The following is a 23,596-nucleotide window of genomic DNA, read 5'->3' as shown; positions in this document are numbered from 1 at the left end:
AGGATAATCGGTATAACTTGCAAGAAGGGCAGATAATGCACACCCTTACAGGTGTGCATTATCCGGAAACAAGAAGAATAACCATGCCCCCAAAAGCAAAAAGAGTGCCGCACGCCATCACCGTTCATGGCGACACCCGTATTGATCACTACTACTGGCTACGCGACGACGACAGGAGCGCTCCCGAGGTGCTTGGCTATTTACGCCAGGAGAATGAGTATGGCCGCCGGATTATGGCTTCCCAGCGCGCGCTTCAGGACCGATTGCTCAAAGAGATGGTCGGGCGAGTGCCGGAGCATGACGCTTCGGCGCCCTGGGTGAAGAACGGCTACCGTTATCGCTATATTTACCAACAGGGGAATGAGTATGCCTGCTGGCAGCGCCAGCCGGTGGAATCCGGGGAGCAGGAACCCTGGCAGATCCTGCTGGATGCCAATGAACGCGCCGCCCACAGCGAGTTTTACACCCTGGGGGGCATGAATGTGGCCCCAGATAATCAGGTGATGGCGATAGCGGAGGATTATCTGTCGCGTCGCCAGTACAGCCTGCGGCTGCGTAATTTGCAGAGCGGTAACTGGTACCCGGAAGTGCTGGACAATGCCTCGCCGGACTTTGTCTGGGCCAATGATTCGCGCACCCTCTACTATGTCCGCAAACATCCGAAGACCCTGCATCCCTGGCAGGTGTGGCGCCACACTGTCGGCAGTCCGTCCCGGGATGATGAGCTGATCTTCGAAGAGCCGAACGAAGCCTTCTACGTCGGCGTACATAAGAGTTCATCGCAAAAATACGTGCTGATTGATCTCAGCAGCGCCACCACCAGCGAGGTATGGCTGCTGGACGCTAATGCTGAATGTCCCCGTCCTGAATGTTTCCTGGCGCGGCGCCGTCACCATGAATACACCCTGGATCACTACCAGGATGAATTCTGGGTGCGATCGAACCGGGCCGGGAAAAATTTTGGCCTGTGGCGTGCCGCAACGGGGGATGAGTCCGGCTGGCAGACCGTGATTCCGGCCCGGGATGTGGTCATGCTGGAAGGCTTTACCCTGTTTCGCGACTGGCTGGTGGTGGAAGAACGTCAGCGCGGTCTGACCAGCCTGCGCCGTATCCACCGCCAGAGCGGTGAGGAGACAGGCATTGCCTTTGACGATCCGGCCTATGTGACCTGGATAGCCCTGAATCCGGAGCCAGAGACGGCCTGGCTGCGCTATGGCTACTCCTCGATGACCACGCCGGATACCCTGTTTGAACTGAATATGGATAGCGGCGAGCGGCGGATACTTAAGCAGACGCCGGTGCCCGGTTTCGATGCCGACGACTACCGCAGCGAGCATCTGTGGATAGCGGCCCGTGATGGAACGGAGGTTCCGGTATCCCTGGTTTATCACCGGCGCCATTTCCGGCGTGGCCATAATCCGCTGCTGGTTTACGGCTATGGCGCATACGGCAGCAGTATTGATGCAGATTTCAGCACCAGTCGCCTGAGTCTGCTGGAGCGCGGTTTCGTATGCGCCATTGCTCACGTGCGCGGCGGCGGGGAGCTGGGCCAGCAGTGGTATGACGACGGAAAACTGCTGAATAAGATGAACAGCTTTACCGACTATCTGGATGTGTGCGATGCCCTGCTGGCGAAGGGCTATGGCGATCCGCAGAAGCTCTTCGCCATGGGGGGCAGCGCTGGCGGGCTGCTGATGGGGGCGGTGATTAATATGCGTCCTGAACTGTTTCTCGGCGTGGTGGCGCAGGTGCCCTTTGTGGATGTGCTGACCACCATGCTCGACACGTCGATCCCATTAACCACCGGTGAATTTGAAGAGTGGGGCAATCCGCAGGAGGCGGACTATTACCGCTATATCAAGGCCTACAGTCCCTACGACAACCTGGCGCCCCAGCCTTACCCCCATATGCTGGTGACGACAGGGCTGCACGATTCTCAGGTTCAGTACTGGGAGCCGGCCAAATGGGTGGCGAAACTACGGGAAATGAAGCGTGACGACACCTTGCTGCTGCTGTGTACCGATATGGATTCCGGGCACGGCGGCAAATCGGGACGCTATAAATCCTGGGAAGGGGTGGCCCTGGAGTATGCCTTTATGATCGCCCTGGCTCAGGAGACCCTACCGGGGCGGATGCTGTAATATCAGGCTTCATCAAGCCAGTGGCGCAGGGTCAGGCGCAGGGCCGGAGACATCTGTTTAAGATTGCCCGCCATCCAGCGCAGATAGCCGGGATCGCGCTCGGCGATATCAGCAAAAGGCTGGCCGCGATATTTACCGAACGGCAGGCTTTCCAGCAGCGTGGGGCGGCCAGTGATGGTGACCATCTGCTCCGGCGTCCAACTGCTCTCTTCCATAATACGCAGCAGCAGGGCCGCGGTGATATAGCAGTCATACAGGGCGCGGTGATGATGGAGATCGGGGGGTGTTTCCACGTGCAGCTTCAGGGATTTGTACAGACCCATATTGCTATAACGGATACCGGGCCACAGGTGGCGGGCAAGGCGCATGGTACAAATCCATTCGCCGGACATTTCCGGCAATACCCGCTGATCGAAGCTGGCATTGTGGGCGACATACCAGGGGCTGCCCTGATAGCGGGGAATTACCTCTTCAATCCAGGGCTGGTCGGCGACCATCGCTTCGGTAATGTGGTGAATGGCCATCGCCTGGGGGCTGATGGGTCTCTCGGGGCGTACCAGATTGCTCATGGGGTTGACCATTTTTCCGTCGATGATATCGATGGAGGCCACCTCGACCACGCCGCCGTGCAGGTCGCAGGTTTCTGTATCAATAACGCGTAGCATCAGTCTCTCCGCCAGCTGAATAGCGTTAGCGTACAGGAACCACTTCCCCCTGCCAACCCTGAGGCGCGCGTCGGCCTATCACCAGCAGCTCCTGCTGCTCTGCGCGCACGACCAACTGTCCGCGTTCATCCCAGAAGGCGCTGCGACCCGGGCTATATCCGCCATTAAGCGGCTCGATTTTATTCGCCATCAGCACTGCCATGCCGTATTTATGAGCCCAGCGCTGAAGGTACATGACATCGTGCTGCCAGCTAGCTTCGGAGACAAAACCGCCAGTGGCATAGAGGCTGGCTCCCAGCCCGGCGGCGCTACGCGGCAGCGCCTCTTCATGGCTGGGGGTATCCACCGCGAGCGCGAAACTGTATTCACCGCTGCCGATGACCGGCATTTCAGGGCAGGGGGTAAACCAGTCCCCGGCCCCGGTATGGGGTTTACGGCAGGAAACCTGCCCGCCGTCGGGCATAAAACCCAGGGCGCCGGCGGGGAAGCCCTGAGCATCCCGATGCGGCAGACCCACAACGACAGTCATCCGATGGCGCATTGCCGCCTGCTGTAACGGCTGTAACAGAGGAGAATCAGCCGCCAGCCCCGCGCCGTCATCGATCTGCTCATTGGCACAGACCAGCGAGTTTTCCGGGAAGATCAGTAGATCGACGAACTCGCGTGCGGCATGTTCGATAAAATTAAGGTGGTGGCGAATGTTCTCTTCTACACCGCCGGGTCGGGCGGCATATTGTGCGGCGGCAACACTCCACGGGGGCATTGTCTTTTCCTTTCTCCGTTGCTAACCCGTCGTCCTGACGGGTCGCTCATCCTTTGATATTAGATGTCATATTATACGAGAAAAATCTTAGCAAAGGCTCTGTAAGGAAATGTCACCGGAGTGAAATTATTTTGATTTCGGCTCATAAGGCAGTCGGGAAAGGTTAACCGACGCCAGTCTGTGGGCGATTAGTCTTTCCCTAAACCACTCACGCAGTGGTTCCGGCTGTTCTCTTTCCACGGCTTCGGCGATAACCGGCATATTGTAGCGCTCTTTAAACGCGACCCCTGCCGCAGCCAGATCGACGTTAACTTTGTCCATCTCCTCCTGAGGGAGCTGTGCAAGATTGTTGTTCATCGCGGTCTCCATTTTTGGGAATCCAGAAGGTACTGCCTGGCGCACACAATGACAAGTCTTTCCGCGTATGGGGCACCAGACGCGCTGGATTTGACGAGGCTCGACAGTTATTCTTTGGGCCAGATCCATAAACAAAAGGAATGACCGGAATGGCCCTGTCCCGTAAACGACTCGCCTCTCTGTTTCTGGCTGCCTCTTTGACGCCTTCCCTGGCACTGGCTCACGCCCATCTTCAACAGCAACAACCCGCCGCTGACAGCGTGGCGACGGCGCAAACTAACACCCTGACGCTGACCTTTTCCGAAGGGGTGGAGCCGGCTTTTAGCGGCGTCACCCTGACAGGGCCCCAACAGCAGAAGGTCGCCACTGGTCCCGCCAGTCTGGCGTCCGGAAACGATCGCCAACTGATTGTACCGATCAAGGCTGAACTGTCCCCTGGCAACTATCAGGTGGACTGGCACGTGGTGTCGGTCGATAGCCACAAAACTAAGGGTAGCTATCAGTTTAGTGTGAAGTAAGATGCTGCATCTGGTTGCGGTTGCGATGCGCTTTAGTCACGATCTGGCACTGATGCTGCTGGTGGGATCGGCCATCTGTAGCGTACTGCTCAGCTCCGGCCGTTTTGCCTCTGTGGTGACCCGCCGTCTGGCGCGTTTGTGGAGTGCTGCCGCACTCTTGAATCTCCTGAGCGCGCTGTTGCTGTTTGCGCTGCAGGGGGGATTGATGGGGCAGGGGTGGAGCGATGTGCTAAACCCGGATATCTGGCGCATGCTGCCGGGCACCCGCTTTGGCGCAGTATGGCTGTGGCAGATGGTACTGGCGTTGATCATTGTTGCAGTAACCTTGCTGAGGCCGCCGCGCCGCTCGCCGTTGCTGCTCTGTCTGGCGGCTTTACAGCTGGCGTTACTGGCCGGTACCGGGCATGCGGCGATGCATGACGGTGTCGCCGGGGCGCTGCATCGTACTAACCATGCCGTTCATCTGCTGGCCGCCGCCTGGTGGGTCGGTGGACTGGTACCGCTTCTGGTCTGTATGCGGATGGCGACAAAGCCGCGCTGGCGCAAGTCGGCGATTGCGGCCATGATGCGCTTTTCGCGCTATGGCCACCTGGCGGTGGCGCTGGTCATTGCCACCGGCGCCATCAACAGCCTGGCGATACTGGGCTGGCACTGGTCGTGGCAGGGCGACTACGTTCGGCTGCTATTGCTTAAAATGGGGTTGGCAAGCGTCATGGTGGCGATCGCGCTGGTTAATCGTTACCTGCTGGTGCCGCGTTTTGCGCAAAGCGCGGGCGTGGCGCAGCAGCGTTTTATTATACTGACCCGGGTGGAAATGGCGCTGGCGCTGGCTGTGCTGCTGTGCGTGAGCCTGTTTGCCACCCTGGAACCTTTTTAACTGAATGGTACTTGAGTGCTGATGAAAAAAATCGCAATAACCCTGCTGCTGCTCGCCGCCTCCGGCGCGGCGTTGGCCGCACCTAAGGTGATCACCGTAAGCCGTTTTGAAATAGGGAAAGATAAGTGGGCGTTTAACCGTGAAGAGGTGATGCTGAGCTGTCGCACTGGTAATGCCCTGTTTGTGATCAATCCCAGTACCCTGATGCAGTATCCGTTAAACGATGTGGCGAAAGCGCGGGTCGCAGACGGGAAAAGCACCGGCCAGCCCCTGGAAACCATTATGATTGACGACCCGGCGCATCCGGGGCAGAAGATGAGTCTGGCGCCCTTTATCGAGCGGGCGCAAAAACTGTGTAATTAACTGACCTGGCATAAAAAAACCGCCATTACCGGTATCGGTATGGCGGTTTTTTACTGAGACGAGTAGTCGCAGCGCCGGTTTTTTTCGTCCAGAAAAGGGGGCCGGACTGGAAAACCTGCGACTCTCATCTATTCTTTAAAGGGCAAGGCGACTTAGCCTGCATTAATGCCAACTTTTAGCGCACGGCTCTCTCCCAAGAGCCATTTCCCTGGACCGAATATAGGAATCGTATTCGGTCTTTTTTTATCTGTATGTTTTTAAACGTGTTTTTATCGTCTCTCACGAAAGGACACGAAAATCTCCCGAAATCTTCATATCCTGTCTAAACCATATCATACTCAGCACCCCTGGAGTCCAGGTATTTTTGCGTCATTGTTAAATTCTTGTGACCAAGAAGTTTCCTTGCAAATTCTTCCCCACGCTCCCTTTCATACAACCTACTGGCGAGACTCCTGATTTCGTGGAAAGATGGCGGGTTGGGGCCAAATCGCAATCCTGACATGTCCCTCATATCAGAAAAAGCCTGGGTCAGTCCATCTGGCGTTAGTGGCCCTGGCTTTCTTCCTCCGCGACGCACCGCTGAGTAAATCATATAGTCCGATGGGTTGTTAGTACGACATTGGTCTATGACATCCTGCAATACCAGCCCTGCGGAGTCTAGTGTTAAATCAAGGGGAATCGCGAGTTTGTGGCCAGTCTTCTCCTGCTCTACAAACAGACGCCCATCTTTTATGTGGCTGAATTGAAATTTGGCTACATCTTCTCGCCTCTGCCCTGTTACCAGCGCCAGATTGAAAGCGTTGGCGGCCCAGGATGAGTTTCTGATGGCTGCATCCCTGATGATTATGAATGGCTCAAGAAGAAGTCTCTCCCTCTTAACCTCTGGCGTCGGAGTTCTTGTCGGCTCTACAGGATTTCTTTCAAGATGGCCTTCCACCATCGCCTCCCTGAATATGTCCATCAGAACAGATCTGAGACCGGCAGCCATGCTTTTCTTCCCGCATGAGACGTATGACTCCAGAAATTCAGCGATGTCCTTTGTCGATATTGCGGACAGAGGAAACCGGCCAAATTCATCATCTATGGTTTGTAGTTGATTGTTCCTGACCTTCATCGTGTTGGGCTTCAATTCACGGCGCTCCAGAATGACCCTGTACCGCTTGAGCCATTCAGTCACTGTGAATGTGGGGACATCTTTGATGCGGTCGAGCAGTGTGGAGGGGATGTAGTTCTGCTCTATATAGTTGTTGGCTTCAATAGCTTGGGCGATTGCATCCTTGCGTGAGATGCGCCCCAGTGATATCTCTTGCTCGGTCATCGGATTGCGCCATGAGTAGATTTTGTTGCGTTTACGATAGGTCAGGTTACGGGGTAAGTTAGCGTCGTAACGGGCTGGCCTGTTCGCCATGTTTTAATCTCTCCAGTAGCGTGCCTTTGCTCGGCAGTTTCACATGTTTTGGCTTGAGGTTCTTCTTGCTAGGGTCCACATACACCGCATCATGCTGAACCTTATACTCCCTGCCATGCAGTTCCGGGGCGGGGTAGATACGTCCCTCCCTGGTCCATCGCTGCAACGTTCTCAGTGAGGGTGGAGTTTCATAGTGCGCGTCAGCCCATTGCAATAACGTAAGCAACTTTGCCATTTGTCTCTCCTGTGTATTTTCCACATTTGCTATGCAAATCAACGCAAAATAAAAAGGCCGCCGATTGGCGACCTTGTGAGTAGGTGGTTTGTTTTCTACTTAACAGGCTCTGATTTTCGCCTGATTTCTATCATCCTGATGTAAAATTCGTACAGCTCCTTTTCTTGCCTGTCTCTCATTTCCTTCGGCAACAATTCCCGATTACTCTGCCATTCTTTAATCACGGAGTCGCATTCTTTGTATGCGTCATCGACGATTTTACGAGCATCAATATCAGACTTGATGTACGGGATAGTGTGATTGTTGAGGCAACGAGAAACGGGATCCCCATAGCCAGAATCGTCAGCAAAAGCTGCGGTAGAAATTGCGAGTAGTGCCAGCGCTAACAGCCTCATTTTTTGGCGTTATCCTCTGCCATTTTCAGATAGCGAGGGTCTGACGCATTCGGCAGCTTAACGCTCTGCTCTCGATAGTGGCGTAGTCGTTCCATGAAATACTCCTGATACTGTTCTGGCTGCTCCCTCATGACCTGCTCAGCGATAATCGGCATATTGAGGCGCTCTTTGTAAGCAACGCCTGACGCTGCGAGGTCAACATTAACCTTATCCTGCTCTTCGACACTACGTGCCGCGATGTTCCACTTAGACATGACTAAACCCTCCAGTTGCGGAGAGTATAAATCGTTGTGGGATAGGGGAGGGATTATTTGATCAAATGATCAACTGATTATTTCACCTTCGGAGCCGCTTTTATCATCGCTTCATAGATATCGCTCATCACACCACCTCGCCATTATTAGCCACCTGATTGCGATTAGAGCGGCATATCAGAGCCCAACAATTCATATCGCAAATCAGAGCCACGCGCATTTCCGCAGTAAAGCGGAAGCCCAGCTTATTTGATTTTCCAACTGACCTGCGACGTGTCCGCATTATCTTGCGAACGTGGGCCGCCTGTACTTCATCGCGCCGTTGTTTAGAAGCGTAAACACCTTTCGCAGGCATCTTCCGGGTCTGTTTTTGATACGCATTAAACAAATCATGTACATCAGATGATTTAGCCATATCACACCACCTCGCACTCTATTCCAGCAGATTTGCATGCCAATATGAATGCATCCCGGCATCTGACTATGGCCCAATTACGAATACCCGCGTTTATAGCTACCTGTGCATCAGAGCCGTCGTCAGGCTCCAGAGGCGCCAACTCAACCCGCACCCGGCGTGATTCCAGTTCTGCTATGCGACTCTCAAGCGCATTAATGACAAACAGGGCGTCAGTGCTGTTAATGACATTATTTCTCTCTGCGATATTTTTAATTAACTGTATTTTTTGTTTCACGCTTAATTCACTCATCGCCAGTCCCCTCAATATAAATCCCAGTCGCCATTCCACGCATCAGCAGGAGACAATCCACGATCAAATTCATCTCGCCATTTGCTCGGGTCGCCAGCGTTATCGAATCCCTTATTCCGTGCGATTTCGTTGAGTTGCTGCCACCAGGAACTAAAATCAGTGTTATTCGCCATTGCTGCGGGCCTCCTTCATTTCCCCTGTTGCGATGTAATAATCAATGTCACTCTCTTTCATTGTCGGCTGTGGCCATCCTGCATCCCTCCAGATATCGCCAGGCACGCGAGTTTTAATGATTCCGTTGTGTAAAATCCATTGGCGGTCATTATTTATTGAGCCGTAAATTACGCCCGGCATCATGCCGCCCCCTTGCCGCTGCGCAGTTGCTCTGCACAATGCAGGAGGGCGTCGGTAGCCTCAAATACGCTGACAATGTCACTATCGCTCATCCCTGCGAGCCGGGCGCGTTTAACGAATTCTTGGTACAGTTCGTTGCGTGCCGTATCGCGCATATCTGCAATCACTGCGTCGGTGGCGGGGGTTTTTACGTTAACTATTCTCCCCATCACTTCCTGAGCTCTCCGGTCGCAATTGAAAAACACTTCATCTTCCATGAATGTGATATTCGCTATCTCTGATTTAAGTCTCGCGCTCTCCGCCGCCAGCGCTTCAACTTTTGCATTCAGGTTCTGCACTGTTGCTTCATATGCTGTAAGCGCTTGCATATGCTCTTCTTTAAGCTTCTCAATCTCGCTCATAAACCCTCCGTTAATTTCCTGCTGATATTGCGATTAATATTTGAATAATGTCCGGTTTGCTTCTGTCGAGCTTTTTAGCCAGGCTGGCTAATGTTGTTCTCGGGTTGCGCTTAATAAGGAATTCGACTTCATACGGCTCCCACGCCTGCTTATGCGTTTCCTTTTTCTATTCGGTTTCTTCTGCAATGCGATGGGCTTTGAGTGGGTTTTTAGTGAAAGTTTTATCAGGGAGCATCCATCCGCCATACGCTGAGTAATAACGAATGACGGTGCTCCCACATCTGATATTGTCTGTGGGAGAGTGCATGATTTATTTCCATTGTTCGCCGAAAGAAAAACCAATTTCACTGAGCGCCTCATCCATTTTCTCTATGAATTCTGGAATCAGTTCGTTGAAGTCAGCCATGTATTTTTCATCACGCTCAACCACAACATGATGGATTCCCTCCCGTTTCATGCGAGGGTCGTAATTAGCAAAGAACCAACTATCCTTTCCGGTAACCCACATGCTGTACTGAACCTGAGCCATGTACGCTGATTTTATTGCCTCAAATCCACCAAGGCGGAATTTCATAAAGTCGCGAGAGGTGAAAGGGCACTTCAACTCCAGACCGTATCCATTGCTGCACAAGCCGTCAGGAGAGCAGGAAGTTCTCATGCCATCGTCTCGGAAAAGTATTGGCGATTCGACCACGTTAACGCCGGTAGTGAATTCGAAAAGAACTCTGGCGTCGTCTTCAAATTGTTTCCCCCAGGCCAATGCCTTTGCATTAACTTCAGGCGAAACCCCAGTGCAAACCTCAGCAAGCAGAGTATGAAAGTATGACATTTTCATATCTGTCCATTTCTTTCCTGAGCGAGGTTTTGATATAACATTGTGAACATCAGATGCGGTGATAACACCGAGTCTCAGCTTATGCCACGCTTCATTACCTTGCTCAATATTTGTAACGTCAATGCCAGTGCGTTCCATTATTATTTCAGGTGTCATGCTGCCGCCTTTTGCTTCAGGAAGCCGAGAGCCTTAGCAGCTTCAATCTGGCTAAGTTCTGATGCACCTCTAATTTCTCTGCGGAATATTTTTGAACACAGGGGTAAGAGGTCTTCATTCCACGTCTTGTTCATGGAAATAAGAACATCGTTAATTTCTTTTATTATTTCCTCTCCTGCCGGAGTGACATCCCTCTCTGTCTGTCGTTCATTTGAAAAGTTAATACCTTCCTCACCCTCGGTGTTAACGTGGTCGATTGCGGCATCCAGGCGTTCACGGCGAGGCCAGTATTTGGCCGCCTGTTTAACGACAGTCTTGAGAATCATTTGCTCTTCGTCGGTTACCCAGGGGCATGACTTACCTTTGCTTTTGTATGCCTTCCAGGCCTCAGAGCGGTCACGAATTGCGCAGATATCATCAATTCGCATGGTGTGAGTTAAGTAATCGCCATCGTCTGTCTTTATGACTACATATGCACCGACGATGTCACCTCGCTGCTCTGCCGTGTCGAAGTCGTTGTATATGTGTACTGGTGGCTTATCCAGCCCCTCACGGTGGAAGCTGTCGTTCTTTCTGACAATAGATGACTGGCACCACTTTATTGCCCCTGATTGCTGAGCAATATGCATCAGCCCCATGTAGCTAATATCAAGACAGATAGCGCCTTTCCTTGGGACCAGGTAAGCTAACTTCTGCGCTGGGTTCAGAGTAACGCCTATCGCGGCCACATTCATAACCGCGCTTCTGGTACTCACTTGATTGTCAACCGCAACCTTTGCCAGATAATCATTATTAGCAAAAATCTGCATGGCAAACTCAGCTTCCCGCTTGAATGTTACGCCAGGCTCAGTACAGATTTGCTCAAACTCAGATTTCAGTGGGTTTATTAGATTATGAACATGATTTACCAACTGATGATTCATGCCGCCTCCTGATGTCTGCGTTTAAATATTTCCATCACGTACTCATTGGTCACTCTGAATGTCAGTAAGTCCCATAACATTTCCGCCGCCCGTTCCTGATATTCGATATCGTGGTCTTCCATAAACGAAACCGCGTCCTCTGTGTTTGAATCAGGCTTTATATTTCTGAGTAGGGCGGTGATTGGGTTTGATGATTTGGTTAGTGCCTCAACTTCGGCATAAATTCGTTCTCTGTCGTCTTCGGTGAGCATTGCTTTAATGCGCTTCAACTCTTCGATGTCTCGGATGCTTAATCTCATGACTGCCCTTCCTGTGTCAGAAACTCAACAAGTTTTTGCAGCAGACTTTTCCAGCGCGGCGGCGGTACAAATGACGCACTTGACACGCGGAATGACGGGTGATGCTGCATGAATTTAATGTAATTAACTGAGCCACCCGGCACGGTGGCCCCTGCATTAACAAACTGCATGGGTGTACTCCTTATTTATTGTGTGCATATCGCAGCTAACGTTATTAGCTCTGATATGCGCGCATAAAAAAGCCCCGGACACGGGGCAATAACTTCAAGGGATAACGAGCTATGCTCACATAGCGCACTGGTTAATGCGCTATATGTGCTTACTCGTCAGTTATTTCTTTGTATCCCCAATCCATTCTTTCCCAGGCGACATCCTTCATTAATTCATCCCGTTCGCGTTCGTTCATATTTTCCCATTCTTCCGATGAAACACCCAGGAAATCCAAGTCAACTTCATCTTCGTATCTGGATTCAATATTCGCACCAGAATCCAGCCAAACTTTAAACTTTCTTCCCATTACTCACCTCCCAGCGCTTTAGATATTGCCGCTCGTGCTTTGTCGTAGCCACATGTACACTCATATCCATTGTGACCGCATGATTTATTCATTCCGCTATGTTCAGCCACGATTAATTGCAATGCCTCAAGAAGCTCAGGGGCCGCAGAGATTAGCCTGGCATCCGCTTCTTCGTAAACAGTGTCGGCAATACATTCTCCTTCGCTCCCGAAATTAATCTCTATATTAGTCAGTAATGAATTATTCCAGTGTGGTCCTGACTTTCTGTATGACCAAGGACCGGGCGTCCCTTTAAATTCCATAATCCCCTCCAGTAAAAAACGAATTATTCGGCGGTCTCAAATTCGCCTGACTCATTTAACTGATACCAGACATCAGGCTCGATTCCATTTTCGCCAACCTTGCTTGCGCAGATGTGAATTAACTCTCCATCTTCATCGCGATAGCAGAGTACGATTGCGCCGTTTTTAGATGCGCGAGCCTTCCCTTTAATTCCGAGCGATGCGGCTACAGATTGCGATCCAGATACTTCCGCTGCTGACCGGTAGCCAGTGTTCGTTGCTGCTGAACAGTCGCCAGTGTTCGTTGCTGCTGAACAGTCGCCAGTGTTCGTTGCTGCTGAATAGTCGCCAGTGTTCGTTGCTGCTGAACAGTCGCCAGTGTTCGTTGCTGCTGAACAGTCGCCAGTGTTCGTTGCTGCTGAATAGTCGCCAGTGTTCGTTGCTGCTGAACAGTCGCCAGTGTTCGTTGCTGCTGAACAGTCGCCAGTGTTCGTTGCTGCTGAACAGTCGCCAGTGTTCGTTGCTGCTGAACAGTCGCCAGTGTTCGTTGCTGCTGAACAGTCGCCAGTGTTCGTTGCTGCTGAATAGTCGCCAGTGTTCGTTGCTGCTGAACAGTCGCCAGTGTTCGTTGCTGCTGACCGGTGGCCGGTCATGTTCTGCTGTTCCAGAGATCTGTCAATTTTACTCCAAATCCAGTCAATTCCCCGCTGAATGAATTCGGGTAGGGTTAGCTCTGTTTTAATAGTGATGCTGGCGCTGGCGATTTTTGTATCACCATTTTCTTTACGGTCAGTGACGCCAAACGAAATAGTTTCTGCGTAGCGGCTTTCTGCTGGAGGGTAATAACTAAACACATCGAATGGGCATTCACATGCATGAAATCCAGAGCCGCATGCTTCAACTTTTCCTTCGTGATTATATGATTTTCCGATTTCGAACTGAAAATCACGGCAGGTTAAATCTTTGTTGAGTCCCTTATAGGTCACAATTTTGTTGCTCATTTTATTTTTCCTTGAATTTGGCAATAAAAACCCGCCGTAGCGGGTCATAGTTCGTTAAACGTTTCAAATCAGCGGCTTCTCGCCAAGCTTCATCTTCTGTCTGCCAACCGCACTGATGCTTATCAGTTATTCACGCCCCATAATCTGAACCACCAACGAAGAAATATAACTACTGGTGGCGTCGCTATGAGAATGGCAACACCGGTAAGAGTGCCGATAACCCACCCCTGAATTGCGGCTGGGAATTTGCTAAAGAATTTCTTCATTTAAATATCTCCGGTTGCGCCTGTCTTTTCACCACTTCAGGCTCGGTGGTTCCTTGCTTTCCACAGCCAAAGGAAAGGGATAGACTGATGTTTCCACAGTCAAAATAAGGATTTTTTATGTCAGCTAACGTCTTTACTGGCGGAAGGACTACTGAGTCCGTAGCCTATGATTTGGCACTTTCCCTTGCAGCAAAAGACCCGAGCATCACCACTCCTGAAGCAATGATTCGTCGTATCTCAGATTTGTTGCCGCTATGCAGGGAAGTGGCTGAGAAGAAGCACAGGCAGGAGTCCCCGCCCGCCATGGGGGTTCTTTCCTAGTCTGCGAATTTCAGTGATGCAAGAGCGGACTCTAGCGCCGCTCTTTGCAGCTTTACCAGGTTAACAATATCTTTAGCATCGATCTCGCTTTGAAAAACTTGCTCGGTAGCTGCCAATGCAGCATCTGCTGCCATAATGGTTCGGCTTCGGCTCTTGATGGACCTCGCATCTCCAGAAACAGCGATTGTTTTAAGTTCTCTCATTGGTTATCTCCTTCACTTAATTATATGCGTTGCGTCTTTACGTACTGTCCGGTGTCCTGCGCGATAGATGGCTACCTCTGGCAGCATGCAGGAACCTGCCTCAGCGGCTTCCTGCTCGCGTTTCTCACGCAGAGATGGTAGCGACATGGCTTTAACCGTTCTCTCGCTACAGCCAGTGGAGAGGCGGGTAAAGGCGCGGTTGATTTTGCGTGCATAATCTTTGCGTTCAGACGCCTCACGATTGAATGACGCCATGCGCTTGGCTCTGTATCGCTGTCTGGAATTCATAGTTACCTCCGGTAAGTGCTTTGGTGGTGTGGTCGGTGGGAGACCCATTTCGACCCGATTCGGCCTACTTCAATTCGGCAATAGTCCCTCGGGCCTCGCCGCTTTACGTGCGACATATTCCCGTCCATGAACCCTTCACCACACCCCAAAGCACTTTCGCTTTGGCCCTCCCGTCTTCGGGAAGGAATCATCTTGTTAAAGAGCAATGCCAATCTGTTCCGTTTGGCTACCAGCGTCCTGCTGATGGGATGTATATTGAACCAATAGTTCGATATATGCAAGAACCATTAGTACGAAATTTTAATCCAATGATCGTACTTGTAGTTTAATTTATGTTTTATAAGGGAATTTATTTTTGTAAACGCCTGTCTTGGGTGGTGTGGTGTTGCCCGGGTAGGGAGGGGATCGGAGTGGTGCCCGGGTGGCGGTCAAATCGAAGGTTTAATGTGTATTGATGTTTAATATCAGTTGGTTATGGTGGCGGGTGGGGGGGGTGCCTATGTGGGGATCGGGGATAAATGGCAAAAAAAACCCGGCGTGGACCGGGCGGATAATAAAAAAACATCAGATTGAGGTGGCGGGCTTGGTGCATCCACCGGCAGCAGTCCTGGACTACTGGACCCGCCGCAGGTAAATACTACATTCACCAAACATTATTTCAACCATTGGTTAACCATGGTTATCGGGTAGGGCAAAAGAAAACCCGGCGCGGTGGCCGGGTTATTGTTTGTTCTGCTGCTTGGATTCTAAGATAGCCTGTATTTTCATTAGGCTGGATGATGTTTCTTTGTAGTTTGAGTCTATCTTGTCTTCCAATCTATCAATTCTGGTTGTTATTTCAACCTTGCTGTTTTGGATGTTCCCGGCCAGCTCCCGCCTTGAGTCATTGACTCTATCGTTTATTGAGTTTGATATCGTCCATGTTGCAACGATACCTGCACCAATGATTGTGACAATTGATGCACAGATGCCAACCCAGAACTCCAGTCTTGTTATGGTTTTTCCACTCATGTCGTCTCTCCCGGGAATGGAGTTATCATAACCGTTGTGAGGTGCATTATCCAGTTGAAGGATAAATCCTCTCGTTGATGGTGAAAACGACGAATTGGAGTGATGCCTTTTTAGGTTAATCTGATGATTTTGTCTGAGGACATCTGTCGCTGGCGAAAATGAATCAGTTTCCCGGTGATTCATCATCTTCTCCTTGTCTGCTGGAATCTGATTCTTTTTCTTCACTATTACTTATGTTTTTCAAAACTTTTGCATAGGAGAAAAAATTCATATACCCACAGTTTTGACACTCCATTATGAGTACGTCCAAAACAGAACCGCCAAGAAGATTACCCTTCTCCTTACCATCTTTTGATGAATAGGTGGCGAATGGGATGGTTGGTTGCATCCTTCTGTTATTACTCTGATCTTCCAACTCTTTCGGGGTGTATAGCGTCCATTTCTCTTCTTCGCACATTGGGCAAATATGCTCACCTTTTAGCCCATTAAGGTATTCTGCGAATTCATCAAACGATATTAACTTTGGCTCTTTTTTGCTCATTTCTAGCCCTTAAGGAGGCGACCCTCAATTTTATGTTGATGCAGAAAAGTCACACGCAGCAACACGATAGAGTTTACATCAAACGTGGCTACGATAGAAACCTGACAAATGATCAGTGATTAATGGCATCAAATACCCCATCACTCAAACGTCTCATCATTCCCCTTGCACCGCGTACCCACCTACTACAAACCACGCCATAAACGCCACAGCAACAATGAACACTATCACCGGGAAAACTATACCTATCCTCATGCGCACTCCGTGTTAACCAAACGTCTCATCAGGCCCTCAGATACTCGCGAGCTTCATCATCGTCCATGAACAGAGTCTTCTTGAAGATTCCAGCTACGAACTCTATCTTCTTGATATCAGCGTGACGGTACGTTACCGGCCGGTGGTCCTGGTTAATGCTCACGAACTGATATTCCCCGTCTCTGTCATACCCGAGAACCTTAATCATGTTGTGATCGTCTTTAGTTCTGACGAAGACCTCATCGCCAGGTAGCACGGTAGCGGCAGGCTCGATAAGCACATAGTCACCAGACTTAATGCGCGGCCACATGCTATCTCCGGACGTGTGAATGGCATATGCATTCGGATCACGGCTGTAGGCCCTCAACCAGCCTTCATTGCGCTCAGTCATGTCTATAGCGCCATCAACCCCCAGGCTGGCGTCGCCACGAACAGGGACGATGCCGGATCTAATCTTTCCTGCATATTCGACAGGATTTTCTTTAGTCGATTGGATATGTCCATGCTGCAACCACACGACATCAACCTTAAGCAGCCTTGCTAAGGCATTCATCTTTTCCTGTCTGGGGAGGGATTCGGCATTAAACCACTTACTAACGCCTTTTGAGGACAAGCCAAGAGCCCTGGCTATAGCCATTCCTCTTCCGTGTTCATCGTATCCAGCATCCTTACAGGCCTGCGCTAGCCGCTGGGCGAATTCTTGACGCATTTTTTCATTTTGTACCATAGGTTCGATAGTAAACCACTTGCAAAAACTTTCAGTTCCATCATAATGCGTACTGAAAGTACGAAAAGGAGTTATCCCTATGCTCAGTATCGAAGAGCCAATTAAAGGGGTCGGGATTTCCGAAGTTGCCAAAGCCTGCGGAGTAAGCGAGCGAGCCGTTTATAAATGGCTAAAAAATGGCTTCTTACCAAAGACTGAGTTCTTCGGAAAGACAGAGTACGCCAAAACCATTGAGGGAATCTCCCGAGGTAAATATTTGGCAGAAGACCTACTGGATGTGAGTCGCAAGAAACTCTTATCCGCCTAAGCAATATCGCTCTTTAACAACCAGCTCCGCCAAACCGAAGACGGGTGGCAAACCTAAACGCATACACCCGTATGCGTCACATAACCACATATTCAACACGGAAAATATTACGAAATGGAAAACGCAAGCTACAGCAAACCAACTGCGCGTGAAGTAGATCGCGCTGAAACCGACCTGCTAATCATGCTCTCGCAGCTCACCGGGCGGAAGTTTGCCGACCTTGCCGGGTGGCATGAATCGAAGGTCAGCCGGATGAACTGGCGGGATATCGCAACGGTATTCTGCATCGCCAGGATGGCGGTAGAGGTCAGTCCATTGGGACGGGCTATTCAGGATGCCTATCAGGCTATCGGAAAGAAAAAATCCCCGGTGTGCAAGACCGAGGATTTAGACCAGATATCGATGGATTTTTAAAGCAACTCACAGAGGTAATTATGCCCTTAAATGACGATCTTGTAAAAGAATGCGGGTATGAATTTATAAAGGAAGAAGTAAGAAGGCTGGAATCAAAATACTCCATGCCAATAGATATTAGCGGGCCAGTTAAAGAAAGCATCAATACAAAAGGTTGGGTGTACATATTGTCCAACCCATGCATGCCTGGGCTGTTGAAAGTTGGCATGACAACCACCTCGCCAGAAATGAGAGCCAAAGAGATATCTTCTGCAACCGGCGTTCCGGATAAATTTCTCGTAGAGGCATCTTACTTTTCTGATGACCCTCGCGGCGACGAGGCCCGCATACATGCAGCGCTGAACGATTACCGGATTAATAGCGGGAGAGAGTTTTTTCGCTGCTCATTGGATGTTGTCGATGAGATATGTCGCTCATTTTGCCTTTGCGAATCCAAGTCAACACTGGAAGAAGTTGCAGATAACTACTCCATTATCTGCGCAGCAAAACCAATACAAATGAACCTTCACGAATGGTTTGAGGAGCTCTGCGTAACATCTGTTGGGTGCAAGACAAACGCACTAAGGCTCATTTTTGAGCTCGGATGTGAGCGTCTTGATGAAATCTCCAGGGATGGCATTTCGATAATTATCGAAGACGGCGGCCCAAGAGGAATCCTGACCGAATCTCACCAGAGCAACCTTGCCTACCTTGAAGAGCTTCACGAAAAAGCAATGCAAACGGGCATTTATGGCCCAAGACTGCCGGGAGGATTTTAATGGCTCGCTCAAGAAACATAAAACCTGGCTTTTTCACTAATGATGAATTAGCCGAGTGTTCTCCATATGCCCGCCTTCTTTTTGCCGGGTTGTGGACTATTGCTGACAAAGAAGGGCGATTGGATGATCGCCCAAAAAAGGTTAAAGCGCTTGTCCTACCGTTCGACAACGTTGACTGCGATGAACTCCTTCAGCAGTTATATCAGCGTAAATTCATCAACCGTTACCAGGTTAATGGAGATGGATTTATCCAGATCTCAAACTGGAAGAAGCACCAGAATCCTCACTGCAAAGAAGCTGCAAGTGAGATACCAGAACCAGTAGAGAACAATGACAGCACCGGACAAGAACAGTGCAAGGACGATAAAGAGGAAGATAAGAAGGATGCAAAATCACCTCAAGTCATTGAAAACAATGAGACACCAGAAAAGCACCATGCAAGTACAGTGCAAGAACCAGTAGAGAACAATTTAAATCCTGCTGATTCCCTTAACCTGATTCCTGATTCCCTTAACCTGATTCCCTCTGTTAACACCCAAGCCGCTGACGCGACTTGTACCGATGAGTCAGGGGCAACAATTCATCAGATGGCTAGCCGATATGCCTTCGAAGGGAATGTGGTGAGACTAAACCAAAAGGACTTCGACTCCTGGAAAGCTCTGTTTTCAAATATCGATCTCGTTGCTGAGCTTACCCGACTGGACATGGAGTTCACCCGCGAGAAACCTAAAAGCTGGTTCAACACTGCCAGCGCCAAGCTGAACTACCAGAATAAAAACGCATACCGAGCCCCTGCAAAGCGGGCCGTTAACGAGAGCTTTGCCACTAAAGACTACGGCCAGACTGAAATGCCATCCTGGGCGACGGAGTGACCATGGACATCAACGAGAAAATTTCCAACGTGGAGAGAAAACTCTCCGAACTGAGCAAGCCGCCTGCGGATATCCCGCACAGCACAGTTGAAATCGTAGCTGCTCACTGTGAGTCGCACGGTGAGTACGAGCAGCGAGTTAGGACGATTACCGGGATGATCAAGATTCCTCCAAACCATACGGAATGCCCTGGCTGCCTGAGAGAGCAACTGGACGAACTACACAGAGAGCGGGAGCAGATTGACGCTGAAGCACGACGCCGAACTATCGAGCGCCTGAAGTTGGATTTGCGCGTTCCTGAGCGATTCGCTGATTGCACTCTGGATAACTACGTTCCTGGTTGTGATGACGCGAAAAAGGCACTCAGGGTATGTCAGGCATACGCCTCAAAGTGGCCTGATCGCCTCAAGCGCGGCGGCGGACTTGTTATGTGCGGCAAGCCTGGCACTGGCAAGAATCACCTGGCGCTGGCTATTGCACAACACGTCATCGAGAAGCACCAGAGCACGGCGGCATTCACTACTGCCCTGAAAATTGCCCGTGAGTACAAGGCGACATGGTCGAAAAGCGCGACTCGCTCCGAAGACGATGTTATACGCCAGTTCACCCGCCCAGACCTGCTGATTATCGATGAAGTCGGTGTACAGTTCGGTAGCGAAGCTGAGAAGCTAATCATGTTCGAAATCATCAACACCCGGTACGAACGCATGCGCCCCACGATTCTGATTAGCAACCAGAGCAAAGAGGAACTATCCGCATTCATCGGTGAACGGGTGATAGACCGCATGAACGACGGAGGCGGATGCACGCTGGCATTCACCTGGGACAGCTACAGGGGGAACAGGGCATGACACCGGAAATGAGAAATGCCCTGCGTTGCTGCGCAAGGGAAGCTCTGAACGAGGCAAAGAAGGCTTTTGCCGAAAATCCCGGCGTCAACAAAGACAAGCTGAGCCGCCCGATTCTGCTCAAGCACTACGAGCGCATCAAACCCCTGGGTATATCGTTTGTCTGGCTACTGTACACCATAGGCGTACTGAATGGCGTTCTGGAGGATCGCTCGTGAACAACTACGAAACAATCATCAAATTCATCACCGAGAATCCCGGCAGCGGCCTTGCTGAATTGCAGAGGCATACCAGTATCAGTAAGCCGTCGTTGACCTCGACACTGTGCAAACTGGCAGAGCGCGGATATCTCTGGCGCACAAGAACAGGCGGGCGGTTTATCTATTTCGAGAGCCGATCCGTGGCGATTAAGCGCGGGATGGCTACCGGAACAGTTCTGAATAATCCGATGAAATTCGGATGCGCCAACGAACTAACCATGATGTTTAACCGCTGTCTGGCGGCAGCAAGGAGTGCTGTATGACCACATATCTGATATTCAGCGGAGCAATAGCCAATATCATTCTGGCAGCTATTGCAATCCTTCTGGTGTGGGTGTGGTTCATCTGGCCCGCAGTCGAGGCTATTAGCATGACCCGGTTTTCTATGGCTGTCAGCAAAAAATGCCGCCTCAAAACATCGGCAAAGACTCTGCTTCATGCGTTCCTCTGCTATTACGAACCATTTGGCCGGAGCTTTGACTCACTGGGTAACAGATACGGCAAATGGGAAGGTGTCGGGCGCTGGAAATTGTTTGATGAATGTGAAGACGAATAACAGGCTCGCAAAAGCGAGCCTTTTTAATGGAGGGGAATATGTCAACACACAGAGAACTATTTGAGGCAGACGTTGCTGAAAGCCGCGCAAGATTTAAAAAATATTACAGGTCATCTTCACTGCCAATGCGCGAGAAATTCAAGCATCGCCCGAAAGACAGAAAATACCGCAGAGATCGTGTTCTGCATGAGATTATCACTCGGGGTATGAAATACAGGATTAGCCAGATTATTGACACGGTTAATGGAGGGGAAAGTGGAAAAGATGCTGTGCAACACCGTCACCATGAATCTGTTAGTGCTGGCGGTCAGGGTTATCAGGAACAAGTCGAACAAACACTTACCGCCGTAGGCATCAAGGTGGAGGCTAAGTGATGGCAATCATAACCTTAGATCGTGTTCGACGCGTGCGTCACCTGCTGGAGACATACGGCATGCCGCTGCTTTACTGCCCGGAATGTGGTGAATACCTGGAGGGTGGTAGCGGAGAGCTTCAGGACTGCCATTGCGGATGGAAGCAGCCAACTTACGAGGATAGCGACATTCCCTCTGGAGCTAATCGCTAATTTCCCTCACGCAATGACGCTATCGCCGAGTCACGATGAAATAGAAGAGTTGGCGCGTGGCATATCAACAGTTATATCAGGAGGAGAAGTGGAAAAGATTCGCGGAGCTTTTGAGGAGTGGTTTGAGGAATGCACAGGCTGGGAGCCAGTAGAATATCCAAACCATAAAATAGTAGCTATGTGTTGGCTGGCATGGAAGGCGAGCAGGGAGGCTATAGAGATAGTTCTGCCTGAGCCTCACGCCCACTTAATCTGGATTCAGGCTGGACATGCACCCGATGATTATTGGGATGATGTAGCGATATCCCGTAGCGAAAAAGACCGCTGCTGTGATGGTTCTGAACGTTACCCAGTATATGCCGGTTGGGAAATCGAAGAGACTCTTCGCACAGCTGGACTCAAGGTAAGGAGTTAGCGATATGGCGCAACGAACAATCACACTATCCCGCCGTCAGTATCGTCTGATATGCGACGCCCTGGTTAACGCCGTCAACATGAAACAGCAGTTGTTGGCAATCGTCGATGACGGAACCGAGCATTCTAAAAACGCATCACATAACGCTTTAACCATGCTGCAAGTTATTGAGAAGCAGCTATGGGAAGGAACCGGCTTAAGGGAGAAATAACATGAGATTCTCGTTTGAAGTCAGAAGTCCGCTAGTACAGCAAAACGCCATTCGCACCATTCAGCAACTCCCCCTCAACACCGAAAAGCCCTACGTCGTCGAAATCAAAGAGCGCACCCGCAGCAGCCAGCAGAATCGCAGGCTTTGGGCAACTTTGCGCGATGTGGCTGAACAGGTTGAGTGGTACGGGCAGAAATTATCACCGGATGACTGGAAGGCGATATTCACGGCGGCGCTAAAGGGGCAGCGCTCGGCGCCAGGTATTTACGGTGGGTTTGTTGTTCTCGGCCAGTCAACGTCAAAGATGCGCGTAGGTGAGTTCAGCGACCTGCTGGAGCTGATCAACGCATTCGGTGCTGAGCATGGCGTGTCGTGGAGTAACGACGCACAGGAGGCGCTGGAGTGGGCTAAACGAACTGGGAGAAAGGCGTCATGACCATCAAATCAAATACGCCACCTCATGATAAAGATTGCTGGCAAACGCCGCTGTGGTTGTTCGACGCACTGGATATTGAGTTTGGATTTTGGCTCGACTCGGCAGCCAGTGACAAAAATGCGCTATGCGCGCACTGGCTAACTGAGGCCGACGACGCGCTTAACTCTGAATGGTTAAGTTACGGCGCAATCTGGAATAACCCGCCATATTCCAATATCAGGCCGTGGGTGGAGAAAGCTGCTGAGCAGTGTGTAAGGCAGCATCAGCCGGTAGTGATGCTGGTTCCCGAGGATATGTCTGTTGGCTGGTTCAGTAAAGCCCTGGAAACTGTTGATGAAGTTCGAGTCATTACTGATGGAAGGATTAATTTTATCGAATCGTCTACAGGGATGGAGAAAAAAGGGAATAGCAAAGGCTCCATGCTTCTGATATGGCGACCGTTCATCAGTCCGCGTCGAGTGATAACTACCGTATCTAAAGTGGCGCTAATGTTGATGGGGCAGAAAATCAGGAGGGCGGCATGAAGCGGCGGCGAAGCCCAACCCAGATAGCCATAGACAACACGATATTCCGACCCACCAAACTCTCCCGCAATAAACCCAAACCAATTCCAACCGCCAGCGAAGTCCAGACGTTCGATTACGTCTACGGCCTGCTGCGTGCGAAATGGGACAGGATGAGAACCAGGAGGCATAGATGCTAACCAGTGACCAAACGGAACAGCAGCAGAGCGAGCGCAAAATAACTCATCGCTGCACTGAATGCGGCATACCGCTGGCACCTGATGAGTGCTATGTGTGCGACAGTTGCGCGATTTTTCTGTACGCCGACCCTAACTCGATGATGTACGAGGGGGATGACGATGATTCGGTCTAAAAGAGATTATCCAATC

46 protein-coding genes are annotated in these 23,596 nt (G+C 50.7%); 20 read left to right on the top strand and 26 right to left on the bottom strand.

Annotated features, from left to right (window positions below; translation table 11 throughout):
• Positions 1-83: 83 nt before the first annotated feature.
• Positions 84-2,141 carry a prolyl oligopeptidase family serine peptidase gene (locus SCU88_RS15240; protein ID WP_175341623.1) on the top strand — a complete coding sequence of 686 codons (2,058 nt, stop codon included), beginning with the start codon at positions 84-86 and terminating at the stop codon, positions 2,139-2,141.
• Positions 2,142-2,143: 2 nt separating this feature from the next.
• Here SCU88_RS15240 and exoX read toward each other — a convergent pair whose 3' ends face one another.
• The 3 genes from exoX to SCU88_RS15225 form a co-directional block, all read right to left on the bottom strand.
• Complete coding sequence (exoX, locus tag SCU88_RS15235) at positions 2,144-2,806, bottom strand: exodeoxyribonuclease X (protein ID WP_175341622.1); 663 nt, start codon at positions 2,804-2,806, stop codon at positions 2,144-2,146.
• 25 nt (positions 2,807-2,831) lie between these two features.
• Positions 2,832-3,569 carry a carbon-nitrogen hydrolase family protein gene (locus tag SCU88_RS15230; protein WP_138097979.1) on the bottom strand — a complete coding sequence of 246 codons (738 nt, stop codon included), beginning with the start codon at positions 3,567-3,569 and terminating at the stop codon, positions 2,832-2,834.
• Positions 3,570-3,695: 126 nt separating this feature from the next.
• Positions 3,696-3,926, bottom strand: a complete 231-nt coding sequence (locus SCU88_RS15225) for a DNA polymerase III subunit theta (RefSeq protein WP_138097978.1) — start codon at positions 3,924-3,926, stop codon at positions 3,696-3,698.
• A 149-nt stretch (positions 3,927-4,075) separates the two neighbouring features.
• Between SCU88_RS15225 and yobA the strand changes: the two genes are divergently transcribed.
• Genes yobA through SCU88_RS15210 form a run of 3 tightly spaced genes read left to right on the top strand, consistent with a single transcriptional unit; the run spans position 4,076 to position 5,684 of the window.
• Positions 4,076-4,444, top strand: coding sequence for a CopC domain-containing protein YobA (gene yobA / locus SCU88_RS15220; protein ID WP_138097977.1), 369 nt, complete (start codon positions 4,076-4,078; stop codon positions 4,442-4,444).
• Position 4,445: 1 nt separating this feature from the next.
• Entirely contained in the window at positions 4,446-5,321 is an 876-nt protein-coding gene (copD, locus tag SCU88_RS15215) for a copper homeostasis membrane protein CopD (protein WP_175341621.1), read from the top strand.
• A 21-nt stretch (positions 5,322-5,342) separates the two neighbouring features.
• Positions 5,343-5,684 carry a YebY family protein gene (locus tag SCU88_RS15210; protein WP_138097975.1) on the top strand — a complete coding sequence of 114 codons (342 nt, stop codon included), beginning with the start codon at positions 5,343-5,345 and terminating at the stop codon, positions 5,682-5,684.
• Positions 5,685-6,006: 322 nt separating this feature from the next.
• Here the strand turns inward: SCU88_RS15210 and SCU88_RS15205 are convergent, their stop codons facing one another.
• From SCU88_RS15205 to SCU88_RS15125, 17 genes are all read right to left on the bottom strand, one after another.
• Positions 6,007-7,092: a tyrosine-type recombinase/integrase gene (locus SCU88_RS15205; RefSeq protein ID WP_175341620.1), complete on the bottom strand. Its 1,086-nt coding sequence runs from the start codon at positions 7,090-7,092 to the stop codon at positions 6,007-6,009.
• Positions 7,061-7,327 (bottom strand): excisionase, encoded by a 267-nt coding sequence (locus tag SCU88_RS15200; protein WP_175341619.1) that lies wholly within the window; start codon positions 7,325-7,327, stop codon positions 7,061-7,063. Before SCU88_RS15200 ends, SCU88_RS15205 begins: the two co-directional genes overlap by 32 nt.
• A 95-nt stretch (positions 7,328-7,422) precedes the next feature.
• Positions 7,423-7,722 carry a hypothetical protein gene (locus SCU88_RS15195; RefSeq protein WP_175341618.1) on the bottom strand — a complete coding sequence of 100 codons (300 nt, stop codon included), beginning with the start codon at positions 7,720-7,722 and terminating at the stop codon, positions 7,423-7,425.
• Positions 7,719-7,976 (bottom strand): DNA polymerase III subunit theta, encoded by a 258-nt coding sequence (locus tag SCU88_RS15190; protein ID WP_175341617.1) that lies wholly within the window; start codon positions 7,974-7,976, stop codon positions 7,719-7,721. Before SCU88_RS15190 ends, SCU88_RS15195 begins: the two co-directional genes overlap by 4 nt.
• 127 nt (positions 7,977-8,103) lie before the next feature.
• Positions 8,104-8,391: a hypothetical protein gene (locus SCU88_RS15185; RefSeq protein WP_175341616.1), complete on the bottom strand. Its 288-nt coding sequence runs from the start codon at positions 8,389-8,391 to the stop codon at positions 8,104-8,106.
• A 1-nt stretch (position 8,392) separates the two neighbouring features.
• Complete coding sequence (locus SCU88_RS15180; RefSeq protein ID WP_175341615.1) at positions 8,393-8,683, bottom strand: hypothetical protein; 291 nt, start codon at positions 8,681-8,683, stop codon at positions 8,393-8,395.
• A gap of 11 nt (positions 8,684-8,694) precedes the next feature.
• The gene (locus SCU88_RS15175) at positions 8,695-8,856 is read right to left on the bottom strand and encodes a hypothetical protein (protein ID WP_175341614.1); all 162 of its coding nucleotides are present in this window, start codon (positions 8,854-8,856) and stop codon (positions 8,695-8,697) included.
• Positions 8,846-9,040 (bottom strand): hypothetical protein, encoded by a 195-nt coding sequence (locus SCU88_RS15170; protein WP_175341613.1) that lies wholly within the window; start codon positions 9,038-9,040, stop codon positions 8,846-8,848. The genes SCU88_RS15175 and SCU88_RS15170 overlap by 11 nt, the downstream gene beginning before the upstream one ends.
• Positions 9,037-9,438 carry a hypothetical protein gene (locus SCU88_RS15165; RefSeq protein WP_175341612.1) on the bottom strand — a complete coding sequence of 134 codons (402 nt, stop codon included), beginning with the start codon at positions 9,436-9,438 and terminating at the stop codon, positions 9,037-9,039. The genes SCU88_RS15170 and SCU88_RS15165 overlap by 4 nt, the downstream gene beginning before the upstream one ends.
• Positions 9,439-9,604: 166 nt before the next feature.
• Positions 9,605-9,745: a DUF1317 family protein gene (locus tag SCU88_RS15160; protein ID WP_175341611.1), complete on the bottom strand. Its 141-nt coding sequence runs from the start codon at positions 9,743-9,745 to the stop codon at positions 9,605-9,607.
• A 3-nt stretch (positions 9,746-9,748) separates the two neighbouring features.
• On the bottom strand, positions 9,749-10,429 hold the full coding sequence (locus SCU88_RS15155; RefSeq protein ID WP_175341610.1) for a YqaJ viral recombinase family protein: 681 nt from the start codon (positions 10,427-10,429) through the stop codon (positions 9,749-9,751).
• Positions 10,426-11,352: a recombinase RecT gene (locus tag SCU88_RS15150; RefSeq protein WP_175341609.1), complete on the bottom strand. Its 927-nt coding sequence runs from the start codon at positions 11,350-11,352 to the stop codon at positions 10,426-10,428. Before SCU88_RS15150 ends, SCU88_RS15155 begins: the two co-directional genes overlap by 4 nt.
• The gene (locus SCU88_RS15145) at positions 11,349-11,651 is read right to left on the bottom strand and encodes a hypothetical protein (RefSeq protein ID WP_175341608.1); all 303 of its coding nucleotides are present in this window, start codon (positions 11,649-11,651) and stop codon (positions 11,349-11,351) included. The genes SCU88_RS15150 and SCU88_RS15145 overlap by 4 nt, the downstream gene beginning before the upstream one ends.
• Positions 11,648-11,821 (bottom strand): hypothetical protein, encoded by a 174-nt coding sequence (locus tag SCU88_RS15140; RefSeq protein WP_175341607.1) that lies wholly within the window; start codon positions 11,819-11,821, stop codon positions 11,648-11,650. Before SCU88_RS15140 ends, SCU88_RS15145 begins: the two co-directional genes overlap by 4 nt.
• 149 nt (positions 11,822-11,970) lie before the next feature.
• Positions 11,971-12,168: a DUF7167 family protein gene (locus tag SCU88_RS15135; protein WP_138097960.1), complete on the bottom strand. Its 198-nt coding sequence runs from the start codon at positions 12,166-12,168 to the stop codon at positions 11,971-11,973.
• On the bottom strand, positions 12,168-12,470 hold the full coding sequence (locus SCU88_RS15130; RefSeq protein WP_175341606.1) for a hypothetical protein: 303 nt from the start codon (positions 12,468-12,470) through the stop codon (positions 12,168-12,170). The genes SCU88_RS15135 and SCU88_RS15130 overlap by 1 nt, the downstream gene beginning before the upstream one ends.
• A 23-nt stretch (positions 12,471-12,493) precedes the next feature.
• On the bottom strand, positions 12,494-13,450 hold the full coding sequence (locus SCU88_RS15125; protein WP_431810018.1) for a DUF7666 domain-containing protein: 957 nt from the start codon (positions 13,448-13,450) through the stop codon (positions 12,494-12,496).
• A 383-nt stretch (positions 13,451-13,833) separates the two neighbouring features.
• Between SCU88_RS15125 and SCU88_RS15120 the strand changes: the two genes are divergently transcribed.
• Positions 13,834-14,037 (top strand): hypothetical protein, encoded by a 204-nt coding sequence (locus SCU88_RS15120; RefSeq protein ID WP_175341826.1) that lies wholly within the window; start codon positions 13,834-13,836, stop codon positions 14,035-14,037.
• Here SCU88_RS15120 and SCU88_RS15115 read toward each other — a convergent pair.
• The 6 genes from SCU88_RS15115 to SCU88_RS15090 all read right to left on the bottom strand — a co-directional run bounded on the left by SCU88_RS15115 (position 14,034) and on the right by SCU88_RS15090 (position 17,062).
• Complete coding sequence (locus SCU88_RS15115; protein ID WP_175341825.1) at positions 14,034-14,240, bottom strand: hypothetical protein; 207 nt, start codon at positions 14,238-14,240, stop codon at positions 14,034-14,036. The two genes, SCU88_RS15120 and SCU88_RS15115, sit on opposite strands and share 4 nt — an antisense overlap.
• A 12-nt stretch (positions 14,241-14,252) precedes the next feature.
• A complete protein-coding gene (locus SCU88_RS15110; RefSeq protein WP_431810017.1) occupies positions 14,253-14,528 on the bottom strand; it encodes a hypothetical protein in 276 nt (91 codons plus the stop codon).
• Between the two features lie 720 nt (positions 14,529-15,248).
• On the bottom strand, positions 15,249-15,539 hold the full coding sequence (locus tag SCU88_RS15105; RefSeq protein ID WP_175341823.1) for a hypothetical protein: 291 nt from the start codon (positions 15,537-15,539) through the stop codon (positions 15,249-15,251).
• A 163-nt stretch (positions 15,540-15,702) separates the two neighbouring features.
• Positions 15,703-16,080 carry a hypothetical protein gene (locus tag SCU88_RS15100; protein WP_175341822.1) on the bottom strand — a complete coding sequence of 126 codons (378 nt, stop codon included), beginning with the start codon at positions 16,078-16,080 and terminating at the stop codon, positions 15,703-15,705.
• A 156-nt stretch (positions 16,081-16,236) separates the two neighbouring features.
• On the bottom strand, positions 16,237-16,335 hold the full coding sequence (locus tag SCU88_RS15095; protein WP_175341821.1) for a YoaK family small membrane protein: 99 nt from the start codon (positions 16,333-16,335) through the stop codon (positions 16,237-16,239).
• A gap of 28 nt (positions 16,336-16,363) precedes the next feature.
• Complete coding sequence (locus tag SCU88_RS15090; protein ID WP_175341820.1) at positions 16,364-17,062, bottom strand: S24 family peptidase; 699 nt, start codon at positions 17,060-17,062, stop codon at positions 16,364-16,366.
• A gap of 79 nt (positions 17,063-17,141) precedes the next feature.
• On the opposite strand from SCU88_RS15090, the gene SCU88_RS15085 reads away from it, so the two are divergent.
• The 15 genes from SCU88_RS15085 to SCU88_RS15015 all read left to right on the top strand — a co-directional run bounded on the left by SCU88_RS15085 (position 17,142) and on the right by SCU88_RS15015 (position 23,580).
• Positions 17,142-17,369: a helix-turn-helix domain-containing protein gene (locus tag SCU88_RS15085; RefSeq protein ID WP_175341819.1), complete on the top strand. Its 228-nt coding sequence runs from the start codon at positions 17,142-17,144 to the stop codon at positions 17,367-17,369.
• Between the two features lie 114 nt (positions 17,370-17,483).
• The gene (locus SCU88_RS15080) at positions 17,484-17,783 is read left to right on the top strand and encodes a CII family transcriptional regulator (RefSeq protein WP_175341818.1); all 300 of its coding nucleotides are present in this window, start codon (positions 17,484-17,486) and stop codon (positions 17,781-17,783) included.
• The gene (locus SCU88_RS15075; protein WP_431810016.1) at positions 17,741-18,541 is read left to right on the top strand and encodes a GIY-YIG nuclease family protein; all 801 of its coding nucleotides are present in this window, start codon (positions 17,741-17,743) and stop codon (positions 18,539-18,541) included. Before SCU88_RS15080 ends, SCU88_RS15075 begins: the two co-directional genes overlap by 43 nt.
• A complete protein-coding gene (locus SCU88_RS15070) occupies positions 18,541-19,413 on the top strand; it encodes a hypothetical protein (RefSeq protein ID WP_175341817.1) in 873 nt (290 codons plus the stop codon). Before SCU88_RS15075 ends, SCU88_RS15070 begins: the two co-directional genes overlap by 1 nt.
• A gap of 2 nt (positions 19,414-19,415) precedes the next feature.
• On the top strand, positions 19,416-20,264 hold the full coding sequence (locus SCU88_RS15065) for an ATP-binding protein (RefSeq protein WP_175341816.1): 849 nt from the start codon (positions 19,416-19,418) through the stop codon (positions 20,262-20,264).
• The gene (locus SCU88_RS15060; RefSeq protein ID WP_175341815.1) at positions 20,261-20,479 is read left to right on the top strand and encodes a hypothetical protein; all 219 of its coding nucleotides are present in this window, start codon (positions 20,261-20,263) and stop codon (positions 20,477-20,479) included. The genes SCU88_RS15065 and SCU88_RS15060 overlap by 4 nt, the downstream gene beginning before the upstream one ends.
• On the top strand, positions 20,476-20,784 hold the full coding sequence (locus SCU88_RS15055) for a hypothetical protein (protein WP_175341814.1): 309 nt from the start codon (positions 20,476-20,478) through the stop codon (positions 20,782-20,784). Before SCU88_RS15060 ends, SCU88_RS15055 begins: the two co-directional genes overlap by 4 nt.
• Positions 20,781-21,077 carry a hypothetical protein gene (locus tag SCU88_RS15050; RefSeq protein ID WP_175341813.1) on the top strand — a complete coding sequence of 99 codons (297 nt, stop codon included), beginning with the start codon at positions 20,781-20,783 and terminating at the stop codon, positions 21,075-21,077. Before SCU88_RS15055 ends, SCU88_RS15050 begins: the two co-directional genes overlap by 4 nt.
• A gap of 38 nt (positions 21,078-21,115) precedes the next feature.
• Positions 21,116-21,451: a DUF7301 family protein gene (locus SCU88_RS15045; RefSeq protein WP_175341812.1), complete on the top strand. Its 336-nt coding sequence runs from the start codon at positions 21,116-21,118 to the stop codon at positions 21,449-21,451.
• Positions 21,452-21,538: 87 nt separating this feature from the next.
• Complete coding sequence (locus tag SCU88_RS15040) at positions 21,539-22,057, top strand: hypothetical protein (RefSeq protein WP_175341811.1); 519 nt, start codon at positions 21,539-21,541, stop codon at positions 22,055-22,057.
• 4 nt (positions 22,058-22,061) lie between these two features.
• Entirely contained in the window at positions 22,062-22,268 is a 207-nt protein-coding gene (locus SCU88_RS15035) for a hypothetical protein (RefSeq protein WP_175341810.1), read from the top strand.
• 1 nt (position 22,269) lies between these two features.
• Positions 22,270-22,704: a recombination protein NinB gene (locus tag SCU88_RS15030; RefSeq protein WP_175341809.1), complete on the top strand. Its 435-nt coding sequence runs from the start codon at positions 22,270-22,272 to the stop codon at positions 22,702-22,704.
• Positions 22,701-23,228 carry a phage N-6-adenine-methyltransferase gene (locus tag SCU88_RS15025; RefSeq protein WP_175341808.1) on the top strand — a complete coding sequence of 176 codons (528 nt, stop codon included), beginning with the start codon at positions 22,701-22,703 and terminating at the stop codon, positions 23,226-23,228. Before SCU88_RS15030 ends, SCU88_RS15025 begins: the two co-directional genes overlap by 4 nt.
• Complete coding sequence (locus SCU88_RS15020; protein WP_175341807.1) at positions 23,225-23,407, top strand: NinE family protein; 183 nt, start codon at positions 23,225-23,227, stop codon at positions 23,405-23,407. Before SCU88_RS15025 ends, SCU88_RS15020 begins: the two co-directional genes overlap by 4 nt.
• Positions 23,401-23,580 (top strand): protein NinF, encoded by a 180-nt coding sequence (locus tag SCU88_RS15015; RefSeq protein WP_175341806.1) that lies wholly within the window; start codon positions 23,401-23,403, stop codon positions 23,578-23,580. The genes SCU88_RS15020 and SCU88_RS15015 overlap by 7 nt, the downstream gene beginning before the upstream one ends.
• Positions 23,581-23,596: the final 16 nt, after the last annotated feature.

The sequence above is a fragment of the Jejuibacter sp. L23 genome, from assembly GCF_050815825.1.
Taxonomy (GTDB): domain Bacteria; phylum Pseudomonadota; class Gammaproteobacteria; order Enterobacterales; family Enterobacteriaceae; genus Jejubacter; species Jejubacter calystegiae.
Note: the sequence above shows the minus strand (reverse complement) of the source record. Positions and strands in the feature narration are given on the sequence as shown.

Bases quoted from the DNA above. Each gene is read 5' to 3' on its own strand.
- SCU88_RS15240 (WP_175341623.1), top strand. From the start codon at position 84: ATGCCCCCAAAAGCAAAAAGAGTGCCGCACGCCATCACCGTTCATGGC.
- exoX (WP_175341622.1), bottom strand. From the start codon at position 2,806: ATGCTACGCGTTATTGATACAGAAACCTGCGACCTGCACGGCGGCGTG.
- SCU88_RS15230 (WP_138097979.1), bottom strand. From the start codon at position 3,569: ATGCCCCCGTGGAGTGTTGCCGCCGCACAATATGCCGCCCGACCCGGC.
- SCU88_RS15225 (WP_138097978.1), bottom strand. From the start codon at position 3,926: ATGAACAACAATCTTGCACAGCTCCCTCAGGAGGAGATGGACAAAGTT.
- yobA (WP_138097977.1), top strand. From the start codon at position 4,076: ATGGCCCTGTCCCGTAAACGACTCGCCTCTCTGTTTCTGGCTGCCTCT.
- copD (WP_175341621.1), top strand. From the start codon at position 4,446: ATGCTGCATCTGGTTGCGGTTGCGATGCGCTTTAGTCACGATCTGGCA.
- SCU88_RS15210 (WP_138097975.1), top strand. From the start codon at position 5,343: ATGAAAAAAATCGCAATAACCCTGCTGCTGCTCGCCGCCTCCGGCGCG.
- SCU88_RS15205 (WP_175341620.1), bottom strand. From the start codon at position 7,092: ATGGCGAACAGGCCAGCCCGTTACGACGCTAACTTACCCCGTAACCTG.
- SCU88_RS15200 (WP_175341619.1), bottom strand. From the start codon at position 7,327: ATGGCAAAGTTGCTTACGTTATTGCAATGGGCTGACGCGCACTATGAA.
- SCU88_RS15195 (WP_175341618.1), bottom strand. From the start codon at position 7,722: ATGAGGCTGTTAGCGCTGGCACTACTCGCAATTTCTACCGCAGCTTTT.
- SCU88_RS15190 (WP_175341617.1), bottom strand. From the start codon at position 7,976: ATGTCTAAGTGGAACATCGCGGCACGTAGTGTCGAAGAGCAGGATAAG.
- SCU88_RS15185 (WP_175341616.1), bottom strand. From the start codon at position 8,391: ATGGCTAAATCATCTGATGTACATGATTTGTTTAATGCGTATCAAAAA.
- SCU88_RS15180 (WP_175341615.1), bottom strand. From the start codon at position 8,683: ATGAGTGAATTAAGCGTGAAACAAAAAATACAGTTAATTAAAAATATC.
- SCU88_RS15175 (WP_175341614.1), bottom strand. From the start codon at position 8,856: ATGGCGAATAACACTGATTTTAGTTCCTGGTGGCAGCAACTCAACGAA.
- SCU88_RS15170 (WP_175341613.1), bottom strand. From the start codon at position 9,040: ATGATGCCGGGCGTAATTTACGGCTCAATAAATAATGACCGCCAATGG.
- SCU88_RS15165 (WP_175341612.1), bottom strand. From the start codon at position 9,438: ATGAGCGAGATTGAGAAGCTTAAAGAAGAGCATATGCAAGCGCTTACA.
- SCU88_RS15160 (WP_175341611.1), bottom strand. From the start codon at position 9,745: ATGCACTCTCCCACAGACAATATCAGATGTGGGAGCACCGTCATTCGT.
- SCU88_RS15155 (WP_175341610.1), bottom strand. From the start codon at position 10,429: ATGACACCTGAAATAATAATGGAACGCACTGGCATTGACGTTACAAAT.
- SCU88_RS15150 (WP_175341609.1), bottom strand. From the start codon at position 11,352: ATGAATCATCAGTTGGTAAATCATGTTCATAATCTAATAAACCCACTG.
- SCU88_RS15145 (WP_175341608.1), bottom strand. From the start codon at position 11,651: ATGAGATTAAGCATCCGAGACATCGAAGAGTTGAAGCGCATTAAAGCA.
- SCU88_RS15140 (WP_175341607.1), bottom strand. From the start codon at position 11,821: ATGCAGTTTGTTAATGCAGGGGCCACCGTGCCGGGTGGCTCAGTTAAT.
- SCU88_RS15135 (WP_138097960.1), bottom strand. From the start codon at position 12,168: ATGGGAAGAAAGTTTAAAGTTTGGCTGGATTCTGGTGCGAATATTGAA.
- SCU88_RS15130 (WP_175341606.1), bottom strand. From the start codon at position 12,470: ATGGAATTTAAAGGGACGCCCGGTCCTTGGTCATACAGAAAGTCAGGA.
- SCU88_RS15125 (WP_431810018.1), bottom strand. From the start codon at position 13,450: ATGAGCAACAAAATTGTGACCTATAAGGGACTCAACAAAGATTTAACC.
- SCU88_RS15120 (WP_175341826.1), top strand. From the start codon at position 13,834: ATGTCAGCTAACGTCTTTACTGGCGGAAGGACTACTGAGTCCGTAGCC.
- SCU88_RS15115 (WP_175341825.1), bottom strand. From the start codon at position 14,240: ATGAGAGAACTTAAAACAATCGCTGTTTCTGGAGATGCGAGGTCCATC.
- SCU88_RS15110 (WP_431810017.1), bottom strand. From the start codon at position 14,528: ATGAATTCCAGACAGCGATACAGAGCCAAGCGCATGGCGTCATTCAAT.
- SCU88_RS15105 (WP_175341823.1), bottom strand. From the start codon at position 15,539: ATGAGTGGAAAAACCATAACAAGACTGGAGTTCTGGGTTGGCATCTGT.
- SCU88_RS15100 (WP_175341822.1), bottom strand. From the start codon at position 16,080: ATGAGCAAAAAAGAGCCAAAGTTAATATCGTTTGATGAATTCGCAGAA.
- SCU88_RS15095 (WP_175341821.1), bottom strand. From the start codon at position 16,335: ATGAGGATAGGTATAGTTTTCCCGGTGATAGTGTTCATTGTTGCTGTG.
- SCU88_RS15090 (WP_175341820.1), bottom strand. From the start codon at position 17,062: ATGGTACAAAATGAAAAAATGCGTCAAGAATTCGCCCAGCGGCTAGCG.
- SCU88_RS15085 (WP_175341819.1), top strand. From the start codon at position 17,142: ATGCTCAGTATCGAAGAGCCAATTAAAGGGGTCGGGATTTCCGAAGTT.
- SCU88_RS15080 (WP_175341818.1), top strand. From the start codon at position 17,484: ATGGAAAACGCAAGCTACAGCAAACCAACTGCGCGTGAAGTAGATCGC.
- SCU88_RS15070 (WP_175341817.1), top strand. From the start codon at position 18,541: ATGGCTCGCTCAAGAAACATAAAACCTGGCTTTTTCACTAATGATGAA.
- SCU88_RS15065 (WP_175341816.1), top strand. From the start codon at position 19,416: ATGGACATCAACGAGAAAATTTCCAACGTGGAGAGAAAACTCTCCGAA.
- SCU88_RS15060 (WP_175341815.1), top strand. From the start codon at position 20,261: ATGACACCGGAAATGAGAAATGCCCTGCGTTGCTGCGCAAGGGAAGCT.
- SCU88_RS15050 (WP_175341813.1), top strand. From the start codon at position 20,781: ATGACCACATATCTGATATTCAGCGGAGCAATAGCCAATATCATTCTG.
- SCU88_RS15045 (WP_175341812.1), top strand. From the start codon at position 21,116: ATGTCAACACACAGAGAACTATTTGAGGCAGACGTTGCTGAAAGCCGC.
- SCU88_RS15035 (WP_175341810.1), top strand. From the start codon at position 22,062: ATGGCGCAACGAACAATCACACTATCCCGCCGTCAGTATCGTCTGATA.
- SCU88_RS15030 (WP_175341809.1), top strand. From the start codon at position 22,270: ATGAGATTCTCGTTTGAAGTCAGAAGTCCGCTAGTACAGCAAAACGCC.
- SCU88_RS15025 (WP_175341808.1), top strand. From the start codon at position 22,701: ATGACCATCAAATCAAATACGCCACCTCATGATAAAGATTGCTGGCAA.
- SCU88_RS15020 (WP_175341807.1), top strand. From the start codon at position 23,225: ATGAAGCGGCGGCGAAGCCCAACCCAGATAGCCATAGACAACACGATA.
- SCU88_RS15015 (WP_175341806.1), top strand. From the start codon at position 23,401: ATGCTAACCAGTGACCAAACGGAACAGCAGCAGAGCGAGCGCAAAATA.